Source organism: Malikia sp., from assembly GCF_028687635.1.
In the GTDB taxonomy this organism is placed as follows: domain Bacteria; phylum Pseudomonadota; class Gammaproteobacteria; order Burkholderiales; family Burkholderiaceae_C; genus Malikia.
Window position 1 is genome coordinate 17,720 of the sequence record NZ_JAQTZS010000006.1, and the last position, 14,879, is coordinate 32,598.

Here is a 14,879-nt window from a genome sequence, read left to right on the forward strand (position 1 = left end):
GGTGCGAAGGTCGGCTTCGGTTTCTCGCATTTCGGGGTGGAAACCGGGATCGCCAGCTCGACCAGCTCAGTCTTGAGCCGGTTGCCTGAACCCTTGGCGTTTCACCATCCCCTTGCGGCGATGCGTCCAACTTTGCACGGATCAGCTTTGAGCCATTCCAGCAGCTCGACCATTGCGCCGCAAGGGTTCCACTGCCTCCGTTTCAAACGGAAGCCTTCCAATCTCCTCGAACTTGACCTGGTACTCGCCAGTCGCGCAGGATCAGCGCCGCCATGCCAGGAACAGCAGCGTCAGCCCATCGCCGCTACAGTTCACGCCATGTTGGAACGGGACCGAAGTGCAGGCGCTCGACCAGCGGGCCAGCCTGCTCACATACCCCATGGGGTTAGTCGCCATCATCGACCATCGCGCCGGGCTACAGCCCCGGGGGTAAATGCGATTGCCCTGGCCAGGGCAGCACTTACCCCAGCCTCGCTCAATGGGCGCTTGGCGTTGCGCAGGCCAGGGAATACCCACTCCCCGCCGCCTGTCAGCGGGTGCAGCTCGCGCAGCAGGGCCACGGCTTGACGGGGTAGGGGGACAACGTGGGGCTGTCCGTTGACCTTCCCGGCCTTGGTGCGCTTCATGTCCTCGCTGGGGATGCTCCACAGTGCCCGCTCTAGGTCTAGGTCCGTCCATCGCATCGTGCGCAGGTTGCCGGGCCGCTGAAACAGCATCGGCGCCAGCGCCAGCGCCGCGCGGACAATCGCGCCGCCCCTGTAGGCATCACTGGCGCGCAGCAGCTCCCCCAGCTCTACCGGATCGGTGATGGCGGGCAGGTTCTTCTTCGTGTGCGGCTTCATCGCCTTGGTCAGCCCTTGCGTGATGATCCGATCCGCGCGCGCCGTCGCCAGCGCATAGGCCCATACGCCGCCCGCTGTCATGAGCACGCGGTGTGCCACTTCCAGTGATCCCCGGTCCTCTACCTTTTTCACCACTGCCAGCAGCTCGACGGGTTCAATGCCGCTGATCTTGCGCGGCCCCAGCCAGGGCATCAGATCCTTCTCGACGTTGCGCCGCTCGCGTTCGTAGTGGGTCGCGCTCCATCCTGGGCGCTTGCGTTCCAGCCACTCGCGCGCCGTCTCCCCGAAGGTGTCGCCGCTGCCTATGCTGGCCTTCAGCTTCTCAACCTGCCGGGCCTGTACCGGGTCTACGCCGTCCGTCTTCTTGGCCTTGGCCTCGTCGCGCGCCTGCCGTGCCGCCTTGAGGGTGATGGCTGGATAGCGCTCCCAGCGCAAGCCGGCCCTCCTTGCCGTCCTTGCGGTACTTCCAGAACCAGCGCCGTGATCCGTTGGGGGAGACTTCCAGGTACAGCCCGCCCGAATCAGCCAGCCGGGCACGGGCTTTGTCTGGTGGGCAGGTGGCGTTTTTGCAGTGGGCTTCGGTCAGCATGGGGAAGGGTAGGGGGGGGTTTGCGCCTGTTCCCCCGCTCTTGGGGGAACATCGGCTTTCGTTCCCCCGGATGTTCCCCCGCTTGCTCGTGGCTGTCAATGTGGGTCTTTGTGCGTCCCTGGGGGATGCTCTCCCCTGCGCACCAATGAAAAAGGCCCCCAAGTGGTGATCCTTGGGGGCCTTTGTTTATTCGCGTGGTGCCGGAGAAAGGAATCGAACCCTCGACCTTCTCATTACGAATGATGGGATAGTGGTATTTGTGCCTGTTGATGTATGTTGGTAGAATCAATGTAAATCAACGACATAGGGAAACTTTTTAGGCTTTCAGTGTTGATGAGGATTCGCCTGTTTTTGTCGAATCTGCCTACAGATTGCCTACAAGTTGCCTACAGCCTGCCTACAGGCCAAGGAAGCCCAAATGACCCAAACCCCAAGCCGTATACGCCTGACCGCTGGCCGCGTGGAGTCCTTCGCCTGCCCGGCTGGGAAGTCTCAAGCCTTCCTATGGGACACCGAAGCGCCGTCGTTGATGCTGCGGGCAACCCCGACAGGCCGCAAGACCTACGCCTTCGAGGGCAGGCTGAACGGGGCCACCGTCCGAATCAATATCGGCACCGCTGCTGATTGGAGTCTGAGCGATGCCCGCAAGCGCGCCGCCGAACTCAAGCAACTGGTGGACAGCGGGCAAGACCCCCGCGAGCTTGAGCGCGAAGCCCTGGCCGCCAAGGAAGCGAAGCGCCAGCAAGACCAAGCCCAGGCCGTGACTGTGGGCGACCTGTGGCCGACCTATTTGATTGAAGGCCGCCCCAAGCGCAAGGACGCATTCAAGCCGCGCTATCTGGCCGACCTTCAGAACATGGCCGCCCCAGGTGGCGAGCCAAAGAAGCGAGGGCAGGGGCTGACCCGACCGGGGCCGTTGTTCCCGCTGCTGGCGCTGCCCCTGGCGCAAGTGAACGAGGACACGCTGAAGGCATGGCATGACCGCGAAGCCCTGGCCGGCAAGCATCAAGCCGCCCGCGCCCTGATGATGTTTCGGGGCTTCCTGCGCTGGTGTTCTGCCCGGCCCGAGTATCGAGGCATGACCGACAGGGACGCGGGCAAGGCCGCCGCCATTGTGGAGAACCTGCCCAGCAACACGCGCCGCACAGATGCCCTAGAGGCCGCCCAGGTGCCCGGCTGGTGGACTAGCGTAGAGCAACAGAGCAACCGCACCGCAAGCGCTTATCTGCGGGCCTTGCTGCTGACAGGTGCCCGACGTGAAGAACTGGCCGCCCTGACCTGGGAGAACGTGGATTTCCAATGGCGCAAGCTGACGATTGCCGACAAGGTGGACGCAACCCGAACCATGCCCCTGACCCCGTACCTTGCGCACCTGCTGGCAAGTCTGCCCAGAGTCGGGCCGTATGTGTTCGCCAGCGCCAGCAAGTCGGGCCGCATTACTGACGCCCGCGCCAGCCATGCCAAGGCCCTGCAAAGCGCCGGAATCGACCACCTGACATTCCACGGCCTGCGCCGTTCCTTTTCGCTGCTGGGGGAGTCTGCCGGAGCGCCTGCCGGGGCGATTGCGCAAGTGATGGGGCACAAGCCCAGCGCGACCGCTGAAGGCTACAGGCCGCGAAGTGTTGACGCCCTGCGCCCGTTCCTTGAGCAGATAGAAGCGCACATTCTGAGCCTTGCCGGGGTGCAGTTCGACCGAAAGACCGAGCCGGGCAAGTTGGCGCTGGTGAAGGCCGCCTGACTGAGTTTTGCCCAGGCTAGGCCCGCGAACCGAAAAGCGGGACACCTTCACCCGCCCGCCTGGGCACCTAATTGAAGGGCACCGAGAAGGGGTGCAAGATGAAAGAAGTACAAGCCCGCGTTTATCTGCCGCAGGTTTCGCCAGAGGTCGCCGAGCTAGTGGAAACAGGGCATCTGAAGCCCTGCATATTCGACTTGGCAGATGGTCTTTACACAAAGGAGGTCGCCGACAAGGCGAAAACCTTGCAGCGTTTCGAGCTTGTCGCGTGGCCGCAAGAAATCCCCCCCGGATTGCTGGCGCTGCCGTCTGATTCAGAGGTGATTTTTAGGCAGGGTCAAGTCGATAGGGTGGCGACTGTCTGGCTTGTGCTGGATTGCTTTAAAAGCAAGATGGAGAGGCAGGATAAAGGATTCTTTGAGCTTTCAGAAGCGGCTGAAATCCTGTCTGAATCATGCGCTGGTTCTAACGGTCGAGCTATACCGCCTGAAGGCTTCTCAAAGGATATGAGGGAGGCTTTTTTCAGTGGAGAGCTTCAATTTTTCAATGAACGCCTGACGAAAATAAACCCACAAGATGAGGATGAGGATTGCATATTTGGAGGGTATGGCGAGACAACAACGGCCAAGGCCATAAACGCATGGCTGGAAAGCATGGGAAGCCCGCATAGGTTCCCTGAGCCAGTAGAGACGCCAGCCCCGCCCGTAGCGGCTGTGGCCGTGTCCCAGGCCAGCCCAGAGCCGGTACAGGCTGCGCCAGCAAAAAGGGTATTGGCAAGCCAACTACAAGATGCCGCCATTCTGAGCGCCATTCGTGAGGCGGGTTATGACCCGCAGGCACTGCCGAAAAATCCACCTGGGAAGCCGGGCATCAAGGCCGCTATCAGAAATGCCCTTGTCGGTAGGGCTGGAACACCGTTTCCAGAGTTAGGGCGGCAGTTCGTCAAGTCATGGGACAGGCTGCGAGATCGTGGCGAAATAGCCAACGCTTGATTGCCCGCCCTGGGTATACCCATAATTGGGGGATACGGGGACACTTGCGGGGGAGGATACCCACCGGAAAATCATCTGGCCATGATCAACAAACCAAATGGTTTAAACATGGCGCAGAGAACTATTCAACTTACCCCGCTGGCGCAAGAAGCCCGCGCAACACTCCCCACCGCTGAGGCTGCCGGACACCTGCACCGCGCGCAGCAAACCTTGCGACTGTGGGCCATGCGCGAAGACGGCCCTATCCGCCCCATTCGCGTCAATGGCCGCCTTGCGTGGCCTGTTGCCGACCTCAAGCGCGTGCTGGGGGTGGCATGAGCAACGCAGCCGCCATGAGCGCCAGCCCATGCCATAATCGCCGCAAGCCGAAAGGCGCGGTGCGTAGAAACACCTTTGGTAAAGCGGTTGCAGCCCCCACCGACAAGCGGGGTTTTGTCATGTCCGAATTGGTCCGGCCCGCGCTTGCGCGTGCTGGCATGGTTTATGGGCATGGTGGGGGCTATCCGCAAGGACGCCCGCACGGCTTTACCCGTGTTTCTAACCACCATGCCCACCCGCTGCGCGTAGAAACGCCGCCGGTGGATTCCGAGTCTCGTAAAGGAGTCCCGACCATGACCCAGGCAATCCCCCTGGTGCGCGCTGTCGCGCCTATCACTGCCAGCCGCCGCGCTGCGCTTCACCCGTCCGCCCCGGATACCACCGACCCCCAGCGCATTGCGCTGTATGCCGCTGCCGAGGACGCCCTGATCCTGGCGCTGTCCATGCTGCGCGATCCCACCGGCACCGCTGCCGACCTGCAACGCGCGACCGGCCGCGTGATCCGCGCCGCAACGCTGCTCAAGCGCGCTTGCGCTGCCCAAGCCCAAGGAGGTGCGGCATGAGCTTCGACCGCAACCTGCTGCCCGACGCGGCCAGCTACTACGAAGCCCAAGGCATGCGCCTGCGCGGTCCTCGATCCGCCAAATGGAAGACGACCGCCTGCACCTTCCACGGCGGCAGCGATTCCATGCGCGTCAACGTCTACAGCGGCGCATTCTGCTGCATGAACTGCGGTGCGCGCGGCGGTGACGTACTGGCCTACGAAATGGCGCTGAACGGCTCGGAGTTCGTCGAGGCTGCGCGCCGCCTGGGGGCCTGGGTCGAGGACGGCAAGCCCCAGCCGCAGCACAAGCCCGCGCCGCTGTCGCCGCGCGCCGCGCTGGAAGTGCTGGGTTTTGAATGCAATTTGGCCGCTATCGCTGCGGGCAATCTCGCGCACGGGGTTGCGCTGACCGACGAAGACCGGGCGCGGCTGATGACCTGCGCCGGCCGTATCAACCGAATCACGGGGTACTACGCATGACATCGACCGACTGGAATCAATACGAGACGATGGCGGCGCAATTGGATGCCGAGGTATTCCCCGCCCTGCCCGATGCGCCTGAAGGGCTGGAAAGCGCCTTGCCGGGTATGTCTGGCACATGGCCTGAGCCGGTCCCCTTGCCCGATGGGTTGCCACCCGTGGCACCGTTTGACGCTGAATTGTTGCCCGAGGCGCTGCGCGGCTGGGTGGCAGACATTGCCCACCGCATGCAATGCCCCCCTGACTTCACTGCCGTGGGGGTGTTGGTGGCGATTTCCAGCCTGATCGGTGCGCGCGCCGTGGTCAAGCCCAAGGAGCGCGACGATTGGACAGTGACTCCGAATCTGTGGGGCCTTGTCGTGGGTCGCCCTGGCGTTATGAAAAGCCCGGCATTGTCACAAACGATGGCACCCCTTGACCGCCTGGAAGCCACCGAGCGTGAGGTATGGAAGATGGCGCATGAGGCGTGGGAACTGGATTGCAAAGTGGCAGAGCTGGCCGCGAAGGCGAACGAGAAGACAGCCGCGAGGGTGGCGGCAAAAGACCCGGCCCAGGCGCGAGCGCTGTTGCAGCCAGCGGACGCACCCACCGAGCCCAAGGCAAGGCGCTATGTGGTCAACGATGCCACCGTGGAAAAGCTGGCCGACATGCTGACCGTCAACCCCTGGGGGCTGCTGGTGTACCGCGACGAGCTGCACGGCCTGCTATGCAGCATGGACAAGCAAGGGCAAGAGGGCGCGCGCGGCTTCTATCTGACGGGCTACGACGGCAACCAGGGCTATGCCGTGGACCGGATCGGGCGGGGTGAATCCTATGTGTCCCGTGTGTGTCTGGCGATGCTGGGCGGTATCCAGCCTGGCAAGGTGCAAAGCTACGTCAGGGAAGCAGTGGCAGGCGGCGCCAGCGATGACGGCCTATTGCAACGGTTCGGGCTGGCCGTTTGGCCCGACATTGCGCGCGAGTTCCACAAGGTTGACCAGTGGCCCGACACGCAAGCCAAACAGGCGGCTTGGGCGGTTTTCGAGCGACTGAAGCAACTGCAACCGGCCAGCGACACCCAGCCCCAGGCATGGCGCTTCACGCCCGAGGCCCAGGCGCTTTACTGGGAGTGGGCCGAGCCCTTCGAGACTGAGATTCGCGGCGATGAACTCCACCCGGCGCTTGTCTCGCACTTGAGCAAGTACCGCAAGCTAGTGCCCGCGCTGGCGCTGGTGTTCGCCCTGGTGGACACGCCAGACAGCGACGGCGTGATTCATGACGCCGAGCTGCTGCGCGCACTGGCTTGGGCTGACTACCTGCGCACGCATGCCGAACGCTTGTATTCAGCGGCCGTGATCCCTGAGACGGCCGGCGCGCAAGCATTGCTGACGAAGATCAAGGCGGGCAAGCTGACCGATTCCGACGGCGTGCTGTTGGATGGCTTCACCCCCCGACAGGTTGCCGTCAAGCATTGGGCCGGGCTGGGCGCGGTGGAGCCAGTACGCAAGGCCGCCGACTTGCTGGCTGATTACGGATGGCTAGAGCGTGAGGCCATGCCCAGTAGCGCGACAGGCGGCAGACCCAGTGAGCGCTATCTGATCCACCCGCAACTGTTGAAACGGGGGCAATGATGGGGCGCTGGCTGGCAAGGCTGAAATCTGAAAAGAGCCCCGACACCTACGCTACAAAACCTACGAAACCCCTGGAAGGGGTGGAAAAGGTGGGTTTTGTAGGTTTCGTAGCGTCCTCCCGGGCCACTATTTCAAAAAACGAAAGGGGAGGCGATCCGGGTTTCGTAGGTTTTGTAGCGTCCCCCGCTGCACCTTTTCAAAAAATCGAGGGGGAGGGCAGACCCAGCAAGGCCGGGGCCGAAGCGGTCAACGATGCAGCGCCAGCGGCAGACCCCGACCGCTGGTGCTGGCTGCACAGTCCCGCGATGAACTCCCGCGAAATCGACACCTTTACGGCGCGGCTGGCGCGGTTCACTGACAAGGGCGTGAAGCTTGAGGATGGCGAACGGCTGGCTGACAAGCTGGTTATCCGTGACCGTGAAGGCGACGACCGCCGCCTATGCCTGGAATGCGCCCACCTTCACGGCGCGGGCCGCTGGCGCTGCGGTAATTGGCGAGCCGCTGACGTAGCGGCGCAAGGGCTGGCGCGTGATCTGGCGCTGACCCTGCAACGATGCGCGGCATTTGGTCGAAGCTGACCCCGTGAGAGGTTGGTAAAAGTTAAGGTTTGACGATGAACGACGATCAGAAACGCAAACTGTGGCGGGACTACTGGCGCGGCTGGTATGCGGCGCGGGATGCCGGAACGACGGCAGGGTATCCACCGCTGCCCGACGTACTGCGCGGGCTGGCCTGCGGGGCCAAGACCCGAGCGGGCACGCCCTGCAAGCTGACAGGCATCTACAGCAATGGCCGCTGCAAGCTGCACGGCGGACTGAGTACCGGCCCCACGACACCCGAGGGCCGCGCCAAGATGGCGGACAACGGCAGGAAGCACAAGGGCAAGAACTGACCCCGTGAGAGCCTGACAAAACTTGAGGTTTGGCCGTCCGCCCGCCCTACCGGCACCCGACCCGGCCCCGCGCCGGGTTTTTCGTTCCTGGTGCCGGTCGAGCTGGTCCCACGCCCTGCAAGAGCAGGCCGGATGCAGGGACGCCCCGCATCGTCTGAGGCCCGCAGCGGCCCGGCAAAAGTTACGGCCCAAGTTACGCCCGAAACCGCTGCACGCGCCCGGGTTTCGCACGTTTCGCAACAAAGTAAACACCAAGCGCAACACTGGCCCGCGCCGGGTTTCTACGCAAGCTACGCACCCAGGCCGGCCCGAGTAAGTACGAAAGGTACGAGGGTTTCCCCGCAAAGCCCGCGCCCTGGTCAAGCTGGTGGACTGCTAAGGTTTAGCTAAGGGTTCAGGGGCTGACTACCTGTCAAAACCTGACACCGGCCCGCACCACCCACTTGTGAACACTTGTGTTTCCGGCGTTTTCGACGCTGGCTACTGGCGACCTTTTCAAGGGCCTGTTTTTCAATTGGTGGATGCGGTCAAACCGCTGGACTGCCAAGGTTTAGGCAAGGGTCGAGCGCCCGAGTGGGGAGGTTTTGGGGTGGTGCTGGCGCTGTTCCTGATGCTGGCATTTGCCCAACTTGCCTACAGATTGCCTACAAGCAAACCCGGAAACGAAAAAGCCCAGCTCGAAAGCTGGGCTAAGCCGTTGATTCTATTGGTGCCGGAGAAAGGAATCGAACCCTCGACCTTCTCATTACGAATGAGCTGCTCTACCGACTGAGCTACACCGGCACACATGACAGCGTTGCGCCGTCACAGCCGCAGATTATAGCGGCTTTACGAGCTGTTTTTCGGCGCGGCGCCTGGGTCGCCCCACAGTTTCTGCTCACTTGGTCGCGTCGGCTTCCAGGTGGTAGGCGGTGATGCGCTCGACTTCGTGCTTCGAGCCCAGCACCACGCTCACGCGCTGGTGCAGCTCGGTCGGCTGGATGTCCAAGATGCGCTGGCGGCCATTGGTCGCCGCGCCGCCGGCCTGCTCGATCAGCCAGCTCATCGGGTTGGCCTCGTACATCAGGCGCAGCTTGCCCGGCTTGTTGGGCTCGCGCTTGTCCCAGGGGTACATGAAGACGCCGCCACGGCTCAGGATGCGGTGCACGTCGGCCACCATGGAGGCGATCCAGCGCATGTTGAAGTCCTTGCCGCGCGGACCTTCCTGGCCGGCCAGGCATTCGTCGACATAGCGCTTGACCGGGGTGTCCCAGTGGCGCATGTTGCTCATGTTGATCGCGAATTCCTTGGTGTCCTCGGGAACGCGGACCTGGTCGGCGGTCATGACCCAGCTGCCCTGTTCGCGGTCGAGCGTGAACATCACGACGCCGTTGCCCACGGTCAGCACCAGCGTGGTCTGCGGACCATAGACGCAGTAGCCGGCCGCGACCTGCTGGCTGCCGGGCTGCCGGAAATCGCTTTCCGCGACCGGCTCGATCGCATCCGGCTTGTCGTTGGGTTTCTTCAGCACCGAGAAGATGGTACCGATCGAGACGTTGACGTCGATGTTGCTGCTGCCGTCGAGCGGATCGAACATCAGCAGGTATTCGCCTTGCGGATAGCGGTTGGGCACCACATGGATGGTTTCCATTTCCTCGGAGGCCATCGCGGCCAGGTGGCCGCCCCATTCGTTGGCGTCGATCAGCACCTCGTTGGCGATGATGTCGAGCTTCTTCTGGACTTCGCCCTGGACGTTCTCGCTCTCGGCGCTGCCCATGATTTCGCCCAGAGCGCCCTTGTTGACTTGAATCGCGATGCGCTTGCAGGCGCGTGCGACGATTTCGATCAGCAGGCGCAGTTCGGGCGGGATGAGGCCGTGTTCACGCTGCTGTTCGACCAGATAGCGGGTCAGGGAGATCTTGTTGCTCATGTCGGATAGTTTCCTGGTGGGTGTCAGTCGGCCAGTGCGCGCGTGATGACTTCGCGCACGTCGTTGCTGAGTTCGGCCTTGGCGGCGACGCGAGCGATGGCCTCGCGCGCGGCGCTGCGGTAGGGTTCGGCCAGCTTCTTCCAGCGGTCGAGTGCGCGCGCCAGGCGGGCGGCGACCTGCGGGTTGAAGGCGTCGATCTCGATCACGCGCTCGCTCCAGAACCGGTAGCCGGCCGCATCGGCGCGGTGGAAGGCGCCCGGGTTGGCGTTGCAGTAGCTGAAGATCAGGCTGCGCGCGCGATTCGGGTTGCGCGGGTGGAAGTCGGGGTGGGTCAGCAGCTGCTTGACCAATGGCAGGATGTTGCCGCCGCGGTCACCGGCGCCGGCCTGCAGCGCGAACCACTTGTCGAGCACCAGTTCCTCGCCCTTGAACAGGGCGTGGAAGCGCTCCAGCGCCTGCGCGGCCAGCGCGTGACCGCTGCCGACCAGCGCCGACAGCGCGTGGAAGCGGTCGGTCATGTTGCCGGCGTCCTTGAAGCGCTGCAGTGCCTTGCCGGGCCAGACCGGGTTGCCGTTCTCGCGGGCGGCCAGGCACAGCATGCTCAGCGCCAGGCCGGCCAGGGCACGGCGCCCGCTCGAAACCGGATCGGGGCGGAACGCTCCGTTGTCCTGGTGGGCCTCGAAGGCGTGCACCCAGTCGTCGTGCAGTGCGTGCGCCAGCTGCTCGCGCATCGCTTCGCGCACCGCGTGGATGCGCTGCGGGTCGACCACGGCGAGCTGCTCGGCGATGTAGGTCTCGCCCGGCAGCGTCAGCACCAGCTCCTTGAAGGCGGCATCGAGAGCCGGTGCGCCCAGCACGGCGCGCATCGCGTCGAGGTAGGCACGGTCCAGCGGCTGGTGCACGGCGTCTTGCGACTGCACGGCGGCGAGCGCGCGGCGCAGCGCCAGGCGCTGGCCAGCTTCCCAGCGGTTGAACGGGTCGTTGTCATGGGCCAGCAGCGTCAGCAGTTGCGTATCGCTGTAGTCGTGTTCCAGCACGACTGGCGCGCTGAATCCGCGCAGGATCGACGGCACAGGCTCGGCGTCCACGCCGTCGAAGACGACGATCTGGCTGGTTTCGCTGAGCACCACGGTGCGGGCGCTGCCTTCGATCTCGCGGCCCTGCGCGTCGAGCAGGCCCAGCGCGACCGGAATCACGAAGGCTTCCTTGGCCGGCTGGCCGGGGGTGGCGGGGCAGCTCTGGCCCAGCGTCAGGGTGTAGCGGCGCGCCTCGGCATCGTACGATCCGCTGGCGTGCAGGCGCGGCGTGCCGGCCTGGGCGTACCAGCGCTTGAACTGCGGCAGCAGGCGGGCCAGCTCGCTGTCGGGGTTGGCGTCGGCGATGGCCTGCGCGAAATCGTCGCAGGTCACGGCCTGGCCGTCATGGCGCTCGAAGTACAGCTTCATGCCGCGCGCGAAGCCTTCGCGCCCGACCAGGGTCTGCTGCATGCGCACGACCTCGGCCCCCTTCTCGTAGATCGTGACGGTGTAGAAGTTGTTGATCTCGGCGTACTGGTCGGGGCGCACCGGGTGCGCCATCGGGCCGGCGTCCTCGGGGAACTGGGCGCTGCGCAGCACGCGCACGTCCTCGATGCGCTTGACCGCGCGGGCCGACGCGCTGCCGGCCATGTCCATGCTGAATTCCTGGTCACGGAACACCGTCAGCCCTTCCTTCAGGCTGAGCTGGAACCAGTCGCGGCAGGTCACGCGGTTGCCGGTCCAGTTGTGGAAGTACTCGTGGCCCACCACCGATTCGATGCCGGCGTAGTCGGTATCGGTCGCGGTGGCTGGATTGGCCAGCACGTACTTGGTGTTGAAGATGTTGAGGCCCTTGTTCTCCATCGCGCCCATGTTGAAGTCGCTGGTGGCGACGATCATGAAGCGTTCCAGATCCAGCGGCAGGCCGAAGCGCGCCTCGTCCCAGGCGATGCTGGCCATCAGCGAGTTCATCGCGTGCTCGGTCTTGTCGAGGTCGCCCGGGCGCACGTAGACCTGCAGCAGGTGTTCGCCGCCGCTGCGGCTGGTGATGCGCTGCTCGCGCGACACCAGCTGTCCCGCCACCAGCGCGAACAGGTAGCAGGGCTTCTTGTGCGGGTCGACCCATTTCGCGAAATGGCGACCGTCTTCCAGCTCGCCCTGTTCGACCAGGTTGCCGTTGGACAGCAGCACCGGGTAGGTGGCCTGGTCGGCACGCAGCGTCACGGTGTAGCTGGCCATCACGTCCGGACGGTCCAGGAAGTAGGTGATGCGCCGGAACCCCTCGGCCTCGCACTGCGTGAAGAAGGTGCCCTGGCTGACATACAGGCCCATCAGCTTGCTGTTCCTGGCCGGGGCGCAGGTGGTGAAGATTTCGAGCTCGAAGGGCTGGTCGCCCTCGGGCAGCTTCTCCAGCACCAGCTGGTTGCCTTCCAGCTTGAAGCTGCAGCCCGCGCCGTCAACCAGCACGCGCGCCAGGTTGAGCTCCTCGCCGTCGAGCCGCAGCGGTTGGGCCGCCACGGCCGGGTTGCGCCGCAGCCGCATCTTGTTGAGGACGCGGGTCTTGGCCGGGTCGAGGTCGAAGCACAGGTCGACCGTATCGACGAAGTACGCCGGAGCGGCGTAGTCTTCGCGCTTCACCACCGGGGTGTTGCCTTCACGCAGTGAGCTCATGGGTCAAACGCCTTGTTTCAGAGAAGCTTCGATGAATGCGTCCAGGTCGCCGTCGAGCACCTTCTGGGTGGCCGAGATCTCGACGTTGGTGCGCAGGTCCTTGATGCGGCTGTTGTCCAGCACATAGCTGCGGATCTGGTGGCCCCAGCCCACGTCGGTCTTGGTGTCCTCGAGCTTTTGCTGCTCTTCCATGCGCTTGCGCATCTCGTAGTCGTAGAGCTTGGAGCGCAGCCGGCCCCAAGCCAGGTCGCGGTTGCTGTGCTGGCTGCGGCTGTCCTGCGACTGCACCACGATGCCGGTCGGCATGTGGGTCAGGCGCACCGCCGAGTCGGTCTTGTTGATGTGCTGGCCGCCGGCGCCGGACGCGCGGTAGGTGTCGATGCGCACATCGGCCGGGTTGATGTTGATCTCGACCGAGTCGTCGATCTCGGGGTAGACGAACACCGAGGCGAACGAGGTGTGGCGCCCGCCCGAGCTGTCGAAGGGCGACTTGCGCACCAGGCGGTGCACGCCGGTCTCGGTGCGCAGCAGGCCGTAGGCGTATTCGCCCTCGATCTTGATGGTGGCGCTCTTGATGCCGGCGGTGTCGCCGTCGGCCAGGTCCTCGACCGTGACCTTGAAGCCCTTGCGCTCGCCGTAGCGGGTGTACTGGCGCAGCAGCATGCTGGCCCAGTCGCAGGCCTCGGTGCCGCCGGCGCCGGCCTGGATGTCGAGGAAGCAGTTGAGCGGGTCGGCCTCCTGGTTGAACATGCGGCGGAATTCGAGCTTCTCGACTTCGGCCGCCAGCTTGCCGGCTTCACCCTCGATGGCTTCGAGGCCGTCGTCGTCACCTTCTTCCTTGGACATCTCGAACAGTTCGCCGTTGTCGGCGAGTTCGCCCGTCAAGCGGTCGAGCACGATCACGACGTCTTCGAGCGACTTCTTTTCCTTGCCCAGGTCCTGGGCCCGCTTGGGGTTGTTCCAGACGGTCGGGTCTTCGAGCGCGCTGTTGACCTCGGTCAGCTTCAGGGCCTTGTGATCGTAGTCAAAGATACCCCCGTAGCTCGATCACGCGCGAGCTCAGGTCGGCGAGGCGGGCGGAGATGGCGTTGAGGCGTTCGGCTTCCATGATCTTGAATCTCTTTGTAATCTGTCAAAACGGCCGATTTTCTCACGGCCTTGGCCGTTGCGGGTGCGTGGCATTTCAGTCGAGGAAGTCCTCGATCAGCCGCGCCACGGCGGCCGGCTGATCGTGGTGCAGCATGTGGCCGGCATCCTCGACCCGCGCGCGGCGGCAGTCGGGCACGGCGGTCAGCCGCTGATGGAATTCCTCCAGCGTGTATTGGCCGGGCTTGAACCAGCGCGCCAGGCTGTCGTCCGAGGCCTCGACCATCAGCGTTGGCGCCGTGATGAAGCGCCAGATCGCCTGCACCTCGTCGGCGTGGTATAGGTGGGGATTGACCACCTTGTGCGCTGCATCGCCCAGGAGCTGCCAGCGACCCTCGGCGTCCTGTGCCGACCAATGCCGGGCCAGCCAGCGCGCCTTGGCGGGATCGAGTCGCGGGTTGGTCTTGATCAGACGCTGCGCCACGCCTTCTAGCTCATCGTAGCGCGGCATGGCCAGCTTGCCGCGATCGAGCGACTTGAGCTGGTCGATCCAGCTCGCATAGCGGCTGGCCGCCTGCGCCGGTCTGGTGGCGGGCAGGCCGAAGCCTTCCAGGTTGATCAGGCGGCGCACGCGCTGGGGCCGCACGCCGGCATAGACCATCACGACGTTGCCGCCCATGCTGTGACCGACTAGGTCGATGGCCTCGCCACTGCCGCGGCCGAGCTCGGCATCGAGCGCGTCGAGCAGGAAGTCGAGATCAGCCAGGTATTCGGCCGGTGACAGGTAATGGTCGGCGGGGCCGTAGTCGGTGACTTCCGGTCCGGCTGCCAGCGCTCGCGTGAGGCCAAAGCCGCGCCAGTCGGGCGCGATGATGAAGCGCTCGCGCGACAGGGCGTCGACCACGAACTGGAACGAGGCCGAGACGTCCATCCAGCCGTGCAGCAGCACCAGTGGCACTGTGCCCGGGCGGTACTCGCCCCAGGTTCGGACGTGGTAGCGCTGCTGTCGGATGTTGATGAATTGGCTGCGGGAAGGACGGATGGCCTGGTACATGTGACCGATTATTGCGGCTGGCACGGCATCTGCCATTCCGGCCTCGTGACCCAATCTGAGCGGCAAGCCTCGGGGTTCAGTCCGAGGTTCGAGCGATCAGGCCGGCACGGCCCGTGGTCCGCCGCGCGGTCCCATGCCCTA

At 64.4% G+C, this 14,879-nt stretch carries 14 protein-coding genes and 1 tRNA gene; 8 read left to right on the forward strand and 7 right to left on the reverse strand.

Annotation, left to right across the window (positions count from 1 at the left end; all coding sequences use genetic code 11):
• Nucleotides 1-395: 395 nt before the first annotated feature.
• On the reverse strand, nucleotides 396-1,277 hold the full coding sequence (locus tag PHR85_RS05815; RefSeq protein WP_300051663.1) for a tyrosine-type recombinase/integrase: 882 nt from the start codon (nucleotides 1,275-1,277) through the stop codon (nucleotides 396-398).
• Nucleotides 1,165-1,431 (reverse strand): Arm DNA-binding domain-containing protein, encoded by a 267-nt coding sequence (locus PHR85_RS15220; RefSeq protein WP_367278707.1) that lies wholly within the window; start codon nucleotides 1,429-1,431, stop codon nucleotides 1,165-1,167. Before PHR85_RS15220 ends, PHR85_RS05815 begins: the two co-directional genes overlap by 113 nt.
• Nucleotides 1,432-1,849: 418 nt before the next feature.
• Between PHR85_RS15220 and PHR85_RS05820 the strand changes: the two genes are divergently transcribed.
• The 8 genes from PHR85_RS05820 to PHR85_RS05855 all read left to right on the forward strand — a co-directional run bounded on the left by PHR85_RS05820 (nucleotide 1,850) and on the right by PHR85_RS05855 (nucleotide 8,002).
• Nucleotides 1,850-3,169 carry an integrase family protein gene (locus PHR85_RS05820; protein ID WP_300051666.1) on the forward strand — a complete coding sequence of 440 codons (1,320 nt, stop codon included), beginning with the start codon at nucleotides 1,850-1,852 and terminating at the stop codon, nucleotides 3,167-3,169.
• Nucleotides 3,170-3,267: 98 nt separating this feature from the next.
• Nucleotides 3,268-4,158, forward strand: coding sequence for a hypothetical protein (locus PHR85_RS05825; RefSeq protein WP_300051669.1), 891 nt, complete (start codon nucleotides 3,268-3,270; stop codon nucleotides 4,156-4,158).
• A gap of 81 nt (nucleotides 4,159-4,239) precedes the next feature.
• Nucleotides 4,240-4,476 carry a DNA-binding protein gene (locus tag PHR85_RS05830; RefSeq protein WP_300051671.1) on the forward strand — a complete coding sequence of 79 codons (237 nt, stop codon included), beginning with the start codon at nucleotides 4,240-4,242 and terminating at the stop codon, nucleotides 4,474-4,476.
• Nucleotides 4,473-5,039 (forward strand): hypothetical protein, encoded by a 567-nt coding sequence (locus PHR85_RS05835; protein ID WP_300051674.1) that lies wholly within the window; start codon nucleotides 4,473-4,475, stop codon nucleotides 5,037-5,039. The genes PHR85_RS05830 and PHR85_RS05835 overlap by 4 nt, the downstream gene beginning before the upstream one ends.
• Nucleotides 5,036-5,500 carry a CHC2 zinc finger domain-containing protein gene (locus PHR85_RS05840; protein WP_300051676.1) on the forward strand — a complete coding sequence of 155 codons (465 nt, stop codon included), beginning with the start codon at nucleotides 5,036-5,038 and terminating at the stop codon, nucleotides 5,498-5,500. The genes PHR85_RS05835 and PHR85_RS05840 overlap by 4 nt, the downstream gene beginning before the upstream one ends.
• Nucleotides 5,497-7,110, forward strand: a complete 1,614-nt coding sequence (locus PHR85_RS05845) for a YfjI family protein (RefSeq protein ID WP_300051680.1) — start codon at nucleotides 5,497-5,499, stop codon at nucleotides 7,108-7,110. The genes PHR85_RS05840 and PHR85_RS05845 overlap by 4 nt, the downstream gene beginning before the upstream one ends.
• Nucleotides 7,107-7,688, forward strand: coding sequence for a hypothetical protein (locus PHR85_RS05850; RefSeq protein ID WP_300051684.1), 582 nt, complete (start codon nucleotides 7,107-7,109; stop codon nucleotides 7,686-7,688). The genes PHR85_RS05845 and PHR85_RS05850 overlap by 4 nt, the downstream gene beginning before the upstream one ends.
• A 35-nt stretch (nucleotides 7,689-7,723) precedes the next feature.
• The gene (locus PHR85_RS05855) at nucleotides 7,724-8,002 is read left to right on the forward strand and encodes an HGGxSTG domain-containing protein (RefSeq protein ID WP_300051686.1); all 279 of its coding nucleotides are present in this window, start codon (nucleotides 7,724-7,726) and stop codon (nucleotides 8,000-8,002) included.
• 707 nt (nucleotides 8,003-8,709) lie between these two features.
• Here the strand turns inward: PHR85_RS05855 and PHR85_RS05860 are convergent.
• The 5 genes from PHR85_RS05860 to PHR85_RS05880 form a co-directional block, all read right to left on the reverse strand.
• A tRNA-Thr gene (locus tag PHR85_RS05860) sits at nucleotides 8,710-8,785 on the reverse strand.
• Between the two features lie 94 nt (nucleotides 8,786-8,879).
• On the reverse strand, nucleotides 8,880-9,911 hold the full coding sequence (locus PHR85_RS05865; protein ID WP_300051689.1) for a class 1 fructose-bisphosphatase: 1,032 nt from the start codon (nucleotides 9,909-9,911) through the stop codon (nucleotides 8,880-8,882).
• Nucleotides 9,912-9,934: 23 nt separating this feature from the next.
• Entirely contained in the window at nucleotides 9,935-12,598 is a 2,664-nt protein-coding gene (gene pepN, locus PHR85_RS05870; protein WP_300051690.1) for an aminopeptidase N, read from the reverse strand.
• A 3-nt stretch (nucleotides 12,599-12,601) separates the two neighbouring features.
• A protein-coding gene (gene prfB / locus PHR85_RS05875) for a peptide chain release factor 2 (protein ID WP_300051693.1) occupies nucleotides 12,602-13,706 on the reverse strand; the annotation gives its coding sequence in 2 pieces (ribosomal slippage) (nucleotides 12,602-13,624 and nucleotides 13,626-13,706; 1,104 coding nt in all).
• 75 nt (nucleotides 13,707-13,781) lie between these two features.
• Nucleotides 13,782-14,738, reverse strand: a complete 957-nt coding sequence (locus PHR85_RS05880) for an alpha/beta hydrolase (protein ID WP_300051696.1) — start codon at nucleotides 14,736-14,738, stop codon at nucleotides 13,782-13,784.
• Between the last annotated feature and the right edge of the window lie 141 nt (nucleotides 14,739-14,879).

Excerpts from the sequence above, each read along its gene's own strand:
- PHR85_RS15220 (WP_367278707.1), bottom strand. The coding sequence starts at position 1,431 with ATGCTGACCGAAGCCCACTGCAAAAACGCCACCTGCCCACCAGACAAA.
- PHR85_RS05820 (WP_300051666.1), top strand. The coding sequence starts at position 1,850 with ATGACCCAAACCCCAAGCCGTATACGCCTGACCGCTGGCCGCGTGGAG.
- PHR85_RS05825 (WP_300051669.1), top strand. The coding sequence starts at position 3,268 with ATGAAAGAAGTACAAGCCCGCGTTTATCTGCCGCAGGTTTCGCCAGAG.
- PHR85_RS05830 (WP_300051671.1), top strand. The coding sequence starts at position 4,240 with ATGATCAACAAACCAAATGGTTTAAACATGGCGCAGAGAACTATTCAA.
- PHR85_RS05835 (WP_300051674.1), top strand. The coding sequence starts at position 4,473 with ATGAGCAACGCAGCCGCCATGAGCGCCAGCCCATGCCATAATCGCCGC.
- PHR85_RS05840 (WP_300051676.1), top strand. The coding sequence starts at position 5,036 with ATGAGCTTCGACCGCAACCTGCTGCCCGACGCGGCCAGCTACTACGAA.
- PHR85_RS05845 (WP_300051680.1), top strand. The coding sequence starts at position 5,497 with ATGACATCGACCGACTGGAATCAATACGAGACGATGGCGGCGCAATTG.
- PHR85_RS05850 (WP_300051684.1), top strand. The coding sequence starts at position 7,107 with ATGATGGGGCGCTGGCTGGCAAGGCTGAAATCTGAAAAGAGCCCCGAC.
- PHR85_RS05855 (WP_300051686.1), top strand. The coding sequence starts at position 7,724 with ATGAACGACGATCAGAAACGCAAACTGTGGCGGGACTACTGGCGCGGC.
- PHR85_RS05865 (WP_300051689.1), bottom strand. The coding sequence starts at position 9,911 with ATGAGCAACAAGATCTCCCTGACCCGCTATCTGGTCGAACAGCAGCGT.
- pepN (WP_300051690.1), bottom strand. The coding sequence starts at position 12,598 with ATGAGCTCACTGCGTGAAGGCAACACCCCGGTGGTGAAGCGCGAAGAC.
- PHR85_RS05880 (WP_300051696.1), bottom strand. The coding sequence starts at position 14,738 with ATGTACCAGGCCATCCGTCCTTCCCGCAGCCAATTCATCAACATCCGA.